This window comes from Synechococcus sp. SynAce01, assembly GCF_001885215.1.
Taxonomy (GTDB): Bacteria; Cyanobacteriota; Cyanobacteriia; order PCC-6307; family Cyanobiaceae; genus Regnicoccus; species Regnicoccus frigidus.
Genome location: NZ_CP018091.1, coordinates 1122622 through 1134378, shown reverse-complemented (window position 1 = coordinate 1134378; position 11757 = coordinate 1122622). Strand labels below are relative to the sequence as shown.

At 63.1% G+C, this 11757-nt stretch carries 17 protein-coding genes and 1 tRNA gene; 4 read left to right on the top strand and 14 right to left on the bottom strand.

Annotated elements, in window-relative coordinates; genetic code table 11:
* Nucleotides 1-33: 33 nt before the first annotated feature.
* Genes thiD through BM449_RS06060 form a run of 3 tightly spaced genes read right to left on the bottom strand, consistent with a single transcriptional unit; the run spans nt 34 to nt 1440 of the window.
* Nucleotides 34-903 carry a bifunctional hydroxymethylpyrimidine kinase/phosphomethylpyrimidine kinase gene (gene thiD, locus BM449_RS06070; protein WP_233831160.1) on the bottom strand — a complete coding sequence of 290 codons (870 nt, stop codon included), beginning with the start codon at nt 901-903 and terminating at the stop codon, nt 34-36.
* On the bottom strand, nt 900-1277 hold the full coding sequence (locus BM449_RS06065; protein ID WP_071800494.1) for an AbrB family transcriptional regulator: 378 nt from the start codon (nt 1275-1277) through the stop codon (nt 900-902). Before BM449_RS06065 ends, thiD begins: the two co-directional genes overlap by 4 nt.
* Nucleotides 1258-1440 carry a hypothetical protein gene (locus BM449_RS06060; protein ID WP_071800493.1) on the bottom strand — a complete coding sequence of 61 codons (183 nt, stop codon included), beginning with the start codon at nt 1438-1440 and terminating at the stop codon, nt 1258-1260. The genes BM449_RS06065 and BM449_RS06060 overlap by 20 nt, the downstream gene beginning before the upstream one ends.
* A 207-nt stretch (nt 1441-1647) precedes the next feature.
* Here BM449_RS06060 and BM449_RS06055 point away from each other — a divergent pair, with 207 nt between their 5' ends.
* The gene (locus tag BM449_RS06055) at nt 1648-2190 is read left to right on the top strand and encodes an isoprenylcysteine carboxylmethyltransferase family protein (RefSeq protein ID WP_071800492.1); all 543 of its coding nucleotides are present in this window, start codon (nt 1648-1650) and stop codon (nt 2188-2190) included.
* A 7-nt stretch (nt 2191-2197) separates the two neighbouring features.
* Here the strand turns inward: BM449_RS06055 and hemN are convergent, their stop codons facing one another.
* Both hemN and BM449_RS06045 read right to left on the bottom strand, forming a co-directional pair.
* Nucleotides 2198-3577 carry an oxygen-independent coproporphyrinogen III oxidase gene (hemN, locus tag BM449_RS06050; RefSeq protein WP_071800491.1) on the bottom strand — a complete coding sequence of 460 codons (1380 nt, stop codon included), beginning with the start codon at nt 3575-3577 and terminating at the stop codon, nt 2198-2200.
* 55 nt (nt 3578-3632) lie between these two features.
* Complete coding sequence (locus BM449_RS06045; RefSeq protein WP_071800490.1) at nt 3633-4325, bottom strand: biliverdin-producing heme oxygenase; 693 nt, start codon at nt 4323-4325, stop codon at nt 3633-3635.
* A gap of 109 nt (nt 4326-4434) precedes the next feature.
* Here BM449_RS06045 and BM449_RS06040 point away from each other — a divergent pair, with 109 nt between their 5' ends.
* Nucleotides 4435-4680, top strand: coding sequence for a hypothetical protein (locus tag BM449_RS06040; RefSeq protein ID WP_071800489.1), 246 nt, complete (start codon nt 4435-4437; stop codon nt 4678-4680).
* Nucleotides 4681-4699: 19 nt separating this feature from the next.
* Here the strand turns inward: BM449_RS06040 and BM449_RS06035 are convergent, their stop codons facing one another.
* From BM449_RS06035 to BM449_RS06010, 5 genes are all read right to left on the bottom strand, one after another.
* A complete protein-coding gene (locus BM449_RS06035; RefSeq protein ID WP_071800488.1) occupies nt 4700-5416 on the bottom strand; it encodes a hypothetical protein in 717 nt (238 codons plus the stop codon).
* A gap of 46 nt (nt 5417-5462) precedes the next feature.
* Nucleotides 5463-6479 carry a magnesium-protoporphyrin IX monomethyl ester (oxidative) cyclase gene (gene acsF / locus BM449_RS06030; protein ID WP_071800487.1) on the bottom strand — a complete coding sequence of 339 codons (1017 nt, stop codon included), beginning with the start codon at nt 6477-6479 and terminating at the stop codon, nt 5463-5465.
* Nucleotides 6476-6910: a hypothetical protein gene (locus BM449_RS06025; protein WP_145536892.1), complete on the bottom strand. Its 435-nt coding sequence runs from the start codon at nt 6908-6910 to the stop codon at nt 6476-6478. The genes acsF and BM449_RS06025 overlap by 4 nt, the downstream gene beginning before the upstream one ends.
* A gap of 499 nt (nt 6911-7409) precedes the next feature.
* Nucleotides 7410-8228: an iron export ABC transporter permease subunit FetB gene (fetB, locus tag BM449_RS06015; RefSeq protein ID WP_071800484.1), complete on the bottom strand. Its 819-nt coding sequence runs from the start codon at nt 8226-8228 to the stop codon at nt 7410-7412.
* Complete coding sequence (locus BM449_RS06010; RefSeq protein ID WP_083544427.1) at nt 8225-8875, bottom strand: ATP-binding cassette domain-containing protein; 651 nt, start codon at nt 8873-8875, stop codon at nt 8225-8227. The genes fetB and BM449_RS06010 overlap by 4 nt, the downstream gene beginning before the upstream one ends.
* 87 nt (nt 8876-8962) lie before the next feature.
* Between BM449_RS06010 and BM449_RS06005 the strand changes: the two genes are divergently transcribed.
* Nucleotides 8963-9322 (top strand): DUF1801 domain-containing protein, encoded by a 360-nt coding sequence (locus tag BM449_RS06005; protein WP_071800482.1) that lies wholly within the window; start codon nt 8963-8965, stop codon nt 9320-9322.
* Between the two features lie 204 nt (nt 9323-9526).
* Here BM449_RS06005 and BM449_RS06000 read toward each other — a convergent pair whose 3' ends face one another.
* On the bottom strand, nt 9527-9979 hold the full coding sequence (locus BM449_RS06000; RefSeq protein WP_233831159.1) for a fasciclin domain-containing protein: 453 nt from the start codon (nt 9977-9979) through the stop codon (nt 9527-9529).
* A gap of 356 nt (nt 9980-10335) precedes the next feature.
* Between BM449_RS06000 and BM449_RS05995 the strand changes: the two genes are divergently transcribed.
* Nucleotides 10336-10515 (top strand): hypothetical protein, encoded by a 180-nt coding sequence (locus tag BM449_RS05995; RefSeq protein WP_233831262.1) that lies wholly within the window; start codon nt 10336-10338, stop codon nt 10513-10515.
* 50 nt (nt 10516-10565) lie between these two features.
* Here the strand turns inward: BM449_RS05995 and BM449_RS05990 are convergent, their stop codons facing one another.
* The 3 genes from BM449_RS05990 to BM449_RS05980 form a co-directional block, all read right to left on the bottom strand.
* Nucleotides 10566-10874, bottom strand: coding sequence for a hypothetical protein (locus BM449_RS05990; protein WP_071800480.1), 309 nt, complete (start codon nt 10872-10874; stop codon nt 10566-10568).
* A gap of 183 nt (nt 10875-11057) precedes the next feature.
* Nucleotides 11058-11130: transfer RNA gene (locus tag BM449_RS05985), tRNA-Ile, on the bottom strand.
* 4 nt (nt 11131-11134) lie between these two features.
* Nucleotides 11135-11668 (bottom strand): hypothetical protein, encoded by a 534-nt coding sequence (locus tag BM449_RS05980; protein WP_071800479.1) that lies wholly within the window; start codon nt 11666-11668, stop codon nt 11135-11137.
* Nucleotides 11669-11757 lie beyond the last annotated feature (89 nt).

Genomic DNA, 11757 nt, shown 5'->3' with positions numbered 1-11757 from the left:
GGCAGGAAGAGTCTGATCACATCCACCTGCACGTCAGACAAGGGGCCAGACGTTATGGAAATGATGCACCGGTCCGTGTCCATGCCCGACGTGCAGACCATCCGCCGCGGCGATCGCACCTTGCAGATAGGCATGGGCGCGGCTGACGGCGCCGGCCAGATCCATCCCCTGCGCCAAACCTGCGGCAACGGCGGCTGAGAGCGTGCAGCCTGTGCCGTGGGTGTTGGTGGTCACCTGACGTGGCGCCGTCAGGCGCAGAACAGTGCTGTTTGTGACGAGAAGATCTACACATTCGGCGCCATCAGCATGACCACCTTTCAACAGAACCGCGCGCGCGCCGAAGCCGACCAGGGCCTTCGCCTGTTGCAACATCGCGACCTCGGTTGTGGCCACCGGAACGTTCAGCAGAACCGCCGCTTCGGGCAGGTTGGGAGTGAGGAGAGACGCCATGGGCAACAGGCGCCTGCGTAAGCAGGAAAAAGCATCCGCTGACAACAAAGCATCCCCTGACTTCGCCACCATCACCGGATCCAGCACGATCGGCAGCGAACAACCGGCCAGACTGTCTGCCACGGTATCGATCGCGGCGGTGTCGCCCAGCATGCCGATTTTGACGGCCCGGACATCAAGATCAGCGAATACTGCCGCAATCTGTGCCGCGATCATCGCGGGGCTGGCAGGTTCAACAAGCGTCACGGCGCAGGTGTTCTGCGCCGTCAGGGCCGTGACCACGCTGGCGCCGTAAACCCCCAATGCCGAAAACGTTTTGAGATCGGCTTGGATGCCGGCGCCGCCGCCACTGTCAGAGCCGGCGATGGTCACGGCAATCGGGGCCATCGCCGTTTTTCCTTGTTTTGTCACCTCTGTGGCCCAGCGGGCCACAGAGGTGAGCGTGTGGATCACTCGTCTTCGTCGCTGTCGCTAGCGCCAGCGGGGATCAGGCGGATCTGCTTTTTACCCAATTTGATTTCAAACTCATCACCGGGCTTGAGGTCAAGCAGGGCGGTGTAAGCCTTGCCCACCAGCAGGTTGCCGTTGAACTGAATTTTGGCGGTGTAGCTCAAGCTGCGACCACCTTTGCCGATGGCTTTGCCACCGCCAACACCAAGGCTGACGCCCTTGGCTTCCAGCAGCGCCTCATAGAAGGCCGTGAAATTCAGCCGTTCGCTGCCATCCTTCTTGGTGCTGACGTAGCCGGCGGCGCGTACCAGATCAGACTTGGAAACATCTCCAAGCTCCTTGACTTTGGCGAGTAGATCAGGTCCGGTAAGGGCCATCGATGTCGAGCAACAATGCAATTAATATAGCGGAAGGGAAGACGCCATCGATGGCAATGGCTCGCTTCGCCGTCATCTCAGCGGCGCAGATTGACGCCGGCTTTCCCATCACCACTGCCCTTGAGATACCGGCAGCCTCCAGGAACGGATCCAGAATCAGCATCGGATCGCGTTGATGTTCTCACGCCACGAAAGTCTTGGGGCCGGCTGATTCGGCATCGCCAGGTTCAGCTCCATCTCCCCGCTCACTTCCCGGTGCATAGCGGGGAATTGCAGTTAGGCGCGGCCATGACGACCCACTGCCAACCGCCATGTCTTCATGCCGCTAGTAGCATAAGAGGAGAAACTGGCCCATTCAGGCGAGCCGATCATGGGGAACGTTTTGGGCGAACGATTGCAGGCCTGGGGGTTCTCCTGGCAGGGCCTGCGTGACAACCGCCATGGTGAATGGTGGCTTCTGGCCCAGATGCTGCTGATCGCCGCCCATTGGCTACCGCCCATGCCTTCCCCGGCTGCGCTCGGGATTCATTGGCCGGTAACGCTGCGCCTCGTCGGCGGAATCACTGTGGTGGTGGGCCTTGTCCTGGGCGCCCAGGGCACCTTCAACCTGGGCGACAGCCTCAGCCCCCTACCGGAGCCGATGCCAGGCGCCGTTCTTGTGACGGAGGGTGCCTACGGGCGCTGTCGCCATCCCCTCTACCAATCGCTGCTGATCTGCTCCCTGGGTGTCGCCATTGCGCTCGGCAGCGTGCTGCACCTGGGGCTGCTGCTTGCTTTTGTGGTGGTTTTAGGCAACAAGGCGCGGCGGGAGGAGGCCAGGCTTTTTGCGGTCCATCCCAGCTACGCCGCTTACCGGGCCTCCACCGCGGCGATCATTCCCCACCTGCCGTGGCTGGATTGGCGCTCAGCCTGAGCAGCCGCTAAACCAGCCGTGAACCGCTGGCCCGTTGGCGCTGCTGGGGATCGAACACGGCGGCAATCGTGCGGATCAGCCAGCGGCCCTCATGGCTCACCGTCAAGCCATTGGGCTCCAGCCGCAGCAGGCCATCCACCTCCAGTTGCCCTAGATCCTCCCATTCGGCGGCAAAGCGGCGGGGGCCATCCAGCGGTCCCTCCAGGCTCAAGCTGTCGAAGTCAATCCGGAAATCGCACATCAGCCGCTGAATGATTTGGCGGCGCAGCAACACCTCTGGATCCTGAACAACCAGGCCCCTCTCCACCGGCAGCTGGCCGGCCGCGAGGGCGGCGTAGTAGCCCTTGAGATCCCGCTGGTTCTGGCTGAACAAGCGGGGGTACTGGCTGATCGCCGTGACGCCGATCGCGAGCAGATCAAGCTCACCTCCGGTGGTGTAACCCTGGAAATTCCGGTGCAGACGTCCTTGGCCTGCCGCCGCTGCCAGGCTGTCGCCGGGCAGGGCAAAATGGTCCATGCCGATGGCGATGTAGCCATCGCTGGTGAAGGCCTCGTAGGCGCCCTGCAGCATCCGCAACCGCTCTCGCTGGCTGGGCAGATCATCGGCGGCGATCTTGCGCTGCAATGGCAGCTGCCCGGGTAGGTAGGCGAAGCTGAACAGCGACACCCGATCCGGCTGCAGTCCCTCCACTAGGGCGATCGTGGTGGCGAAGCGCTCCGGAGTCTGAAGTGGCAAGCCGCAGATCAGATCCACATTCACACTCTCGAAGCCCGCCTCCCGCATCCAGGCCATCGCCCGGCGCAGCTGATCGACCGGCACAATCCGGTTGACGGCCGCTTGCACCTGGGGATCGGCGTCCTGGATGCCGAAGCTGATGCGCTTGAACCCCAGCCGCCGCAGGCCCTGCACCTCATCGCGGCTGAGGAACTCTGGGTTCACCTCGATCGAGGCCTCCAGGTCGGGGGCCAGGTCGAAGTGCTGCTCGATCAGGGCCCAGAGCTGGGCCTGTTCGGCCAGGCTGAGGTAGTTGGGTGTGCCGCCGCCCCAGTGCAGCTGGCCTAGCCGCCGGCGCTGGCCGGAGCACTGCCCGATGAGCTCCAGTTCCCGGGCCAGAGCCTGCAGGTAGGGGCCCACCACCTTGGCGCCTGCCTGGCTGGTGATCCGGTTGCAGCCGCAGTACCAGCAGGCGTGGCGGCAGAAGGGGATGTGGACGTAAAGGGAAACGTCGTCCGTGCTGGGTCTCCCCAGCTCCGCTGCCAGCTCTGCCGCTCCCACCTCGGTGTGGAAGCTGGCGGCGGTGGGGTAGCTGGTGTAGCGGGGAACGGGCTTGTCGTGCTTGAGCAACAACTGCAACGGATCGAGACGCTCAGGAGTGGTGGCGGTCATGGAGTGGCGGAAGCGGCGGACGGGTCAGGGGGCGTGGGCTGCGGACGTGATCAGCTCAGGCTCTCCCCACCTGTGCCAGTTCGGCCAGCAGGCGCTGGGTGTCCTGGAAGGCGACCACGGTCTCCTCGAGCAGTTCGGCCTCCTCGGCCTCGCTGAGTTCAAGCTGCTCAAAGCCGTCATGCAGGGCCTGCTTGAGCTCCGTGATCGGCCGATCGAAACTCCAAAAGGTGACCAGGGGCAGGCCGTGGGCCGCCAGGATGGCGTTGGCTTGTTCAGCCAGCTGCTGACCGCCGGAAAGGTCACCGCCATAGCGGACGTACACGTGGGCCAGGAAGCGATGGGGCTCCTGCTGGGCCAGGGTGCGCAGGTGCTCCTGCCAGACGACGGCAGCGGCTGAGGGGGGCGTTGCCGGCGCGACGGCCAGGGCTGCCGTGTCCTTGGCCAGGGCGCTGCTGCGAGCCAGGTGCGCCCAGGGGAGATCGGCCGCACCGAGGGCGGCTGCCAGTTCGGGGCCGTGCTGCTCGATCAGGGCGTAGCCGGGGCCCAGGGCGCGGATCAGGGCCGCCAATTGCAGTGGATTGGCCTGCCCGTCAAGCAGGGCGCGGGAGAAGGTCATGCCTTCGGCCTGGTGGTGGGCGGCACCGATGCGCGCATGCAGGCGGCGCACCCGGGGGCCGAAGCCCTTACGGGCAGCCTCGTCGCGGGGGTTGGCGTGGTCGGAGATCGGGGCTGGGAGGGTGGTGGTCATGGTGAACGCGATCGGACGCGAAGGGCCGGGTGAGACGAACGAATCAACGCTATCGCGGTATCGTTATGTAGTTGTTACGCCGTTGCTATTTCGTTGCAACGCCCTGCCCATGGCTTCTGCGTCCTTCCCCGCGCCGCCTGCCCTGCATCTGCTGCCGCCCGCTGAGGTGGCCCGGTTGCTGCCATCCCTGGCGTTGGGCCAAGAAGCGGTTGTCGCCGGCGATCCGGCGGTGATCACCTGGCTTCAGCTCCGCTTCGGTGGCACGGTGAGCACGGCCCTTCTGGAGCCAGAGCTGCTCCATTCCCGGGCTAGCGGCCTGCCACCCCAGGCACCTCTGGCGGCAGTGGCGCTTTGACCCATCGGCTCATGCGCCCCTAGGCCTCGTGGTGAACGGCCAGCGCGGACTCCAGCGGGTGGTTCATCGCGGCGCGGGCGGCCAGCCAACGGTCCGAGGCGGGCATGTCGAGGCAGTCGTCGAACCAGGGACCGCCCAGGGTGTAGTGGACGATCTTGGGTGAGGGCGGCAGCGGCTGGACGCCCACAAGCACGTTCCATTCCGGTGGCAGCTCGCCGATCTCGGCATCCGCCAGCCAGTGGAACTGGTGCAACTCCAGGCCCGTGGCGGTGTTCACGTAGGCCGGGCTGAGTGCCCGGCAACGGGAGCAATTGAACAACATCACCGACGACCAGTTCTTGCGGCCGTAGGGCGTCTGGGGCATGCCCTGGAACTTTCTGCCTGCCTCGCAGTCGTGCTGGTGTTTCACCAGTTGCACCGCGAAGCGCTCGTCACGCAGGGCCCAGAGCTCGGCGATATCCGCCAGGCAGAGCATGTCGGCGTCGATGAACAGTGCCCAGCCCTGATAGCCCGCCAGCCACGGCACCAAGAAGCGCGAGAAGGAGAAATCAGTGCTCTGTTTGGGGTGGTGTTCGCGGTCGTAGATGCCGCCCAGCTGATCGAGCCGAACCTGGCCAATCAACAGCGGCAGGCTTGAGCAGGCTTGGAAGGAATCGGCCAGCACATTCACGGCCACCCGCTCGCGCGGGTCATAGCCGATGAACACACGTGGGGTCTCGGGGATTGGAACGGTCATGGCGAAGAGCGCCGCAGCGCTGGATAGAGGCGGATACGGGCGTGGCTCATCCGCCCTCTGCCTGCTGCATCGGCTGGGTGAACTGACGGAGCAGCAGACCTGCGAAGTGCAGCTTCAGGCCCAGCTGCTGCAGCGGGGAACTCCGCCCAGCTTTGGCGGCCTGAATCTCCTGGAAGCAGGCCACCAGCCGGTCGCGCAGGTCCAGAAAGCGGCTGTTCTCCAGGTCGAACACCCAGGGGAAGGCGCGGCGGGCGGTGCGGTTGGTCTGGCGCATCACCTCGGCGTCGAACAGGTGCGGATCAATGCCCAGGATCCGGTAGAAATTGCCTCGCTCGCAGACGGTGAGGCTGTGGGTGAGAAACACCGACCACAGGAAGAAACGGCTGAGCAGCTTGCCGCGGAAGCCCTGCTTCAGGCCTGGCCAGCAGCGGATCAGCAGGTTGAAGATGTCGCCGTGGCGGTTCTCGTCCTGGCACCAAGGCTCGAAGAAATCGAACAGCGGCACAAAGGCGTTGTCGGGATGGGCCTTGAGGTGCCGGTCGATCAGGATGTAACGCCAGTAGCCGATCTTTTCCGACAGGAAGACGCTGTAAAGCACCCAGCTGAGTGGGAACCAGGTGATCGGCCGCTTCGTGCTCAGTTTTGGTAGATCGATCTCAATGCCCTCGGCAACCAACGCCCGGTTGAGGAAACCGGCATGGCGGGCCTCATCACGGGCCATCAGCTGAAACAGGCGACCCAGTTCGGAGCGATCGGCCATGAACAGGCGCCGTGAGAGCTCCTTGAACAGCAGGAAACCGGAGAACTCCGAAACACAGGAGCGCACCAGGTAGCTCTCGTAGGCCTGCTTCTCCTCGGGGCCCAGGGCGCACAAACGATCGAGCGGCGCCTTGCGCTCGAAATGGTCGCGGTTGTGATCGGCCTCCATCTCGGCGAGCATCGCCTCGAAGGCCGGCCGCTGGGGCTCCAGATCGGTGCGGGCCGCCTTGTTGATTTCTGTGGTGTAGAAACGCGGCGTCAGCAGGTCTTCGCGCAGGTGGGGGGCGGCTGGGGTGGCGGTCATGGCTGGTCGCTCAGCGAGGCGCGGGCATAGGCCACGGCATCGGCGCCGAAGCGGTGGTGCTGGAACCACTGCTGCAGGTCCATCAGCCAGCCAAGCCGTTCACTGGCTCCAGCCGGGATGGTGGCCGCGAGGGCGGCGGCCTGCCGGTGCGCCACCCGATGGCCTGGGCAGAGGCAGCCCGCCTGATCCAGCCAGCGCTCCTCCAGCCGCAGGTGAAGGCCGAGGGACCGCACCAGGCGGCAGCAGTGCTCTGAGGACACGCCATGGCCGTCGATCAGCTGCTCCAGCAAGGCCTCGATGCGCTCATGCTGGCGCTCCAGCAACAGGCTCTGCTCAGTCCAGAGCCGCGGCCAGCGGCGGGACCTACTGGTGCGAACCCGAGCCTTGGTCTCGGCAAGGGGAGCAGGCGGAGGCGCCAAAGCCAGTGACATCGATTGCTGTCATAACGACATCGTGATACTAAAAGACCATGTAGCAATTTTGCAAACATGACAGAACTGTTGTGATTGCCATGGGGGAGAGGCCGGCCGGCGCGATGGCAAGGGTTCGGCCACCTGCTGGTCTGCTCAAGCCAAAGCTCGCTCGAGCAAGAAACAGGCCACTGCCGTTGCCCTTCGCCTGGCAGCCGGATTCAGCTCAACTCCCAATCTTCTGATCGATCCACTGCGTCAGCACGTAGACACCGATAAACATCGGCAGATAGGCAATCCACATGTTGGGGAGGTTCAGTTCTGAGTTGTTAATCAGAACAAGCCCGCCATAGCTAATCACGCCATAGAACAACGCTCTGCGCAGTGGCCCAATAAGTTTCTTCAAGTGAGATTCAACTGTTGTTTCCCTTGATTCTATCTGCGGGAGAACGATGGCCCCATTGCCAGCATGGGCTCCTCCATCCGCCCATACCCATACCCATACCCACACACCCTCAGCTCACCCCTGCTTGCTAACACTGGTCAAGCGATCGAGCCGCAGTTGATGGTCGGCGCTGGTGAGCCGCCTGTAGGCCAGGCCCACCACGCCGAACACCCCCAGAGCCGTGGCAGAAGCGATCATGAACAGGATCACAATCTGATAACGAACGGCTGCTGCCGGCGCGGCTCCCTGGAGGATCTGGCCGGTCATCATTCCCGGCAGGCTCACCAGCCCCATCACCATCATCGAGTTGATGGTGGGGATCATCGCCACGCGGATGGCGTCGCGCACCACCTCCTGGCAGGCCTCCCAACGGGTGGCCCCGAGGGCCAGGGCCGTCTCCACCCGATCGCGGCCGCTGCGCAACCCCTCCATGAAGCGATCGAGCCCCAGGGAGATGCCGTTGAGCGTGTTGCCCAGCACCATCCCCAGCAGGGGAATCAGATATTGGGGGTTGTACCAGGGCTGGGGCTGGATCAGCCCTGTCACCGCCAGACCGGTCACCAAGGCCGCCGCCGCCATCACCGACAGCAGGCTGTTGAGATAGATCCCCGCAAAGCGGCGCCGGGTGCGCTGCACGGCCGACACCCCGGCGATCATCGCCATCGCCGCCCCCAACAGCACGATCAGCGGCGCGTTGTCCTGGCGGAACAGCCACTCGAGCACGAAGCCCACCAGCAGCAGCTGCACCACCATCCGCACCGACGCCACCAGCAGGCTGCGCGCCAGGCCCAGGCGCAACGCTGCTGAGAGCGCCACGTTCACCAGGATCAGCAGGGCGGAGAGCGCCAGGCGGCCATCGCTGATCGTCAGAGCCCCCGAACTGGTTGGCGTCATCGGGCGAGCTCCAGGGTGCGACTGGCGAAGCGTTGGATCTGCTCACTGTCATGGCTGGTGAACACGGCGGCGCGCGGGCCTGCGCCGAGCCAGGCGATCAGCAGGGCCTCAACGGCGCCGGTGGTGGCCCCATCCAGGGAGGCCGTCGGTTCATCCAGCAGCAGCACGATTGGATCGAGCTGCAGGGCCCGCAGCAGCGCCAACAGCTGCAGCTCGCCGCCTGAGAGCCGCTCGGCGTCGTAGGCCAGGAACGATGGATCACGCCCCAGGGCCGCCAACCAATCCGTGATCCGCTCGCGCCGCCAGCCCCCCCGCCCGCGCCGCTCCTGGAATGACCAGGGTGAGCGCAGGTTCGCCTCCACCGTTCCCCCATGGGCGACGGGCCGCTGGGTGAGATAAAGCACCAGCGAGCGCCAGCGGGGCAGACCCCACGACGCCGGCGGGCGGCCCTGCAGATGAATCGTGCCGGCTTGCAGCGGATCGAGCAGGGCCAGGGCGCGCAGCAACAGGGTTTTGCCCGCTCCCGAGGGCGCCACCAACCCGAGGCGCTCGCCGGCTCTCAGCTCCAGATCCAGCTGGCTCCAGAGGAGTCGATCCCCCAACTGACGCTTGAGCTGCTCAGCGCGCAGGAGCAGGGGGCGGTCCAAGGCGGGGGGAGACGGCAGCATTCACTTTGATCGCTGCTGGCGAGGTGACAGTCACAGCTCCTCGTCACGTCGCCAAGGAAACCCTCCATGCCCAAGACAATTGAAGCCCTTCTGGAAGACATCCAATTACTCGGAGAAGAGCAATTTCTGGTCGTAGAGGCTGTACGCACCCTGGTGAAGCAGACGATCCATCCCCTATCGGAGGAGGTCAAGTACGGCGGTATTCTCTTCTCTTCCGAGATCCAGTTTGGTGGCGTTTTTGCCTACAAGCAGCATGTCAGCGTTGAGTTCAGCAAAGGTGCACTGATCACCGATGCCTTTGGCTTTCTTGAAGGGAAGGGAAAAGGTCGGCGCCATATCAAGCTCAGGCAGATCAGCGATATCACCACCAAGCATCTTTCCGCCTATCTTGAACGTGGTGTAGAGGCAGCAAAGAGTGCTGGTTGAACTTGTGCTGGGCCGGGAATTGCAATGCTTGCTCTCTCTGAAGTCGAACTTGCTTGTTTCGTAGTAAATCAAAGATCTAAACAAGAATGCTAAAAAAGAATATTAGAGACAATCATTAAAAGGTATTAGTAAGCTGTATCGAAAATGGCATCGCCAAGCGGTATCCACGGAAAGGGCGCCCGTCGTTGAGCGCCCGATTGAGGATTACTTTGGCATCAACACGGTATCGATCACGTGGATCGTGCCGTTGGTTGTTGCGATGTCAGCCGTGACGACGGTGGCGCCGTTAATCATGACCTTGCTGCCCTTGGCCTTGATTTTGACCGACTGGCCGTTCAGTGTTTTCGCGCTTGAGAGCTTGACGACATCGGCGGCTTTCACATCTCCGGCTACCACGTGATAGGTGAGAATCGAAGTGAGTTTCTGCTTGTTCGCGGGCATCAGAAGTGACTCCACCGTGCCGGCTGGCAGCTTCGCGAAGGCTTCGTCGGTGGGAGCGAACACGGTGAAAGGACCTTCGCCCTTGAGCGTGTCAACGAGTCCGGCCGCTGTGAGCGCGGTGGTGAGTGTCTTGAAACTGCCTGCAGAAACAGCGGTATCGACGATGTCCTTTGTCGGCATCGGCGGGCTACCTGCAAAGGCGCTGGTTGAAGCCAAGCAGCTCAGGGAGAGTGCAGCGACACCGATGCGTAGCGAACGATTGAGAACTAACATTGGCAAACGCGATTATCGCGGGATAAGATTTGTAACTTGTGGAGATTAGGTGCGCCCCTTGGATGGCCGTGGCTCTGCGGGGCGCTTTCTAGGCGACCGCAAGCACTCTTGTGTGACTGTTTGCGACTGCAGGACTTCGGATCATTTGCGCTCTCCGGCTTCTGAGGCTGTGCCGAGGCCCCGTCCCCCGCAGGCGCGGCATGCCCTCGCTTCAACTTCGCAGCGGTGTTTGTCCAAGCGCTGAGGAGTCTCGATACGCTGATCACTTGGTGGAATAGGGGCCCATGGCGCGAGAACTGGTGTTGGCCATCGGTATCCCCGTGGCGCTGCTGCTGATGTTTACCCTGCTGCTGGAGCACGGGAGGGATCGGCTGCCGCGCTGGCTGCAGCGGCTGTCCGAGCGGCCCTCGCTGATCTGGAACGCCGGCATCGGCCTGATCATTGCCCTCTCGTTTTTACGCTGGCTGCTGCAGCGCTGAGTGCAAGATTCCCTCAGTGGAGGGCTTCAAGGAGAATTATCTTGAGGCCACTAGTTCAGCTTCAGGTGTTGCTTCAACTCTGGTTGCTTATTTTTGGTGCCATCAAGCTGGTCAGTTGATGGGCGCTGCGTCAAGGCATCCCATTGAATACCGCTGAGGTTGGCATGCCTGAGATTGGCCCCGCTGCGGTCGAAGAGCTTGTTCGGCTTCGTATTCAAGCACGAGTCGAGCAGAAAATGAATCAGTAGGCCTTTGCGGCCACCACGGCCCCCTGCTAATTGCGACAGGGAAGAAAGAGTTAGGGAGCGCGACCCCTCTGACTTCAGAATCTTGATCTGATGAGCGCTGCTGATTGTCAAGCAGGAGCGACTTTATTGCCTTGATGTATTCCGTCGCAACTCTATCTCGCTGTGCTTCTTGGGCTATCAATTGGTGGTGCTGATTAGATCATGAACTGCCGATATAGACAAATAGAGGAATAGAGATCTTGGCAAAAAACAAGCTAAGCCCAAAATACGTTATGCCGAAGGGGTATTGGTTGATGGGGGTCCCGAGGATCGAACTCGGCTAAGGCGGATTATGAGCCCGCTGCATTCACCAGATTGCTAGACCCCCGCGCTCACCACAGCCCCCTGACAGCGCCCATGTCGGGGCTGAAATCACCCTTCAGTGGTGCTAATAGCTCGGCTTCGGCTTGGAGGCTGCTGGTGAGCTGATTGGGAAGGTCGCCGCTGCGCCAGGGGATCGGGGCGCTCTGCTCTTCAAGCAGGGCTTCAGTGGTGTTGCCGATGCTGGAGCCATCCCAGACGATCGCCTGGTCGGGGAAGCCCAGGCCCATGATCCGGTTGCCGCCTACGCCGCCCATGGCGATGCCGAATAGATCGGTGATCTGGTGGGTGAGGCTGACGCCGCGGGCGAAGCTGCTTCGGTAGGTGGAGGCCCGCCGGTCCATCAGGGCATCGGTGCTCTCCACCACGCCGCAACGGGTGACCTCCACCGGCCCCATCGGCCTGTTGCCGTGAATGGCCAACGGCGGAGCCTCCAGGGTGGTTGTGCAGATCACCGGTGCGGCGGCCACCGGTGCCGCCGTCCAGGCCAGCAGGCCGGCGGCGGTGCTGGCCGCGCAGCGCCGCAGGTCGAGGATGGAACCCATGCTGGGCAACCGGCAACGGATGATTTTGAATTTAGGCCGCTGATCCCTGCTTTGCCCAGGAGCTGCTCCTCCACAGCCCAGTCGTCGGC

Bases quoted from the DNA above. Each gene is read 5' to 3' on its own strand.
- BM449_RS06040 (WP_071800489.1), top strand. From the start codon at position 4,435: ATGGCTTCTGCGTCCTTCCCCGCGCCGCCTGCCCTGCATCTGCTGCCG.
- BM449_RS06045 (WP_071800490.1), bottom strand. From the start codon at position 4,325: ATGACCACCACCCTCCCAGCCCCGATCTCCGACCACGCCAACCCCCGC.
- BM449_RS06005 (WP_071800482.1), top strand. From the start codon at position 8,963: ATGCCCAAGACAATTGAAGCCCTTCTGGAAGACATCCAATTACTCGGA.
- BM449_RS06060 (WP_071800493.1), bottom strand. From the start codon at position 1,440: ATGCTGATTCTGGATCCGTTCCTGGAGGCTGCCGGTATCTCAAGGGCA.
- BM449_RS06055 (WP_071800492.1), top strand. From the start codon at position 1,648: ATGGGGAACGTTTTGGGCGAACGATTGCAGGCCTGGGGGTTCTCCTGG.
- acsF (WP_071800487.1), bottom strand. From the start codon at position 6,479: ATGACCGCCACCCCAGCCGCCCCCCACCTGCGCGAAGACCTGCTGACG.
- hemN (WP_071800491.1), bottom strand. From the start codon at position 3,577: ATGACCGCCACCACTCCTGAGCGTCTCGATCCGTTGCAGTTGTTGCTC.
- BM449_RS06035 (WP_071800488.1), bottom strand. From the start codon at position 5,416: ATGACCGTTCCAATCCCCGAGACCCCACGTGTGTTCATCGGCTATGAC.
- BM449_RS06065 (WP_071800494.1), bottom strand. From the start codon at position 1,277: ATGGCCCTTACCGGACCTGATCTACTCGCCAAAGTCAAGGAGCTTGGA.
- fetB (WP_071800484.1), bottom strand. From the start codon at position 8,228: ATGACGCCAACCAGTTCGGGGGCTCTGACGATCAGCGATGGCCGCCTG.
- BM449_RS06025 (WP_145536892.1), bottom strand. From the start codon at position 6,910: ATGTCACTGGCTTTGGCGCCTCCGCCTGCTCCCCTTGCCGAGACCAAG.
- BM449_RS05980 (WP_071800479.1), bottom strand. From the start codon at position 11,668: ATGGGTTCCATCCTCGACCTGCGGCGCTGCGCGGCCAGCACCGCCGCC.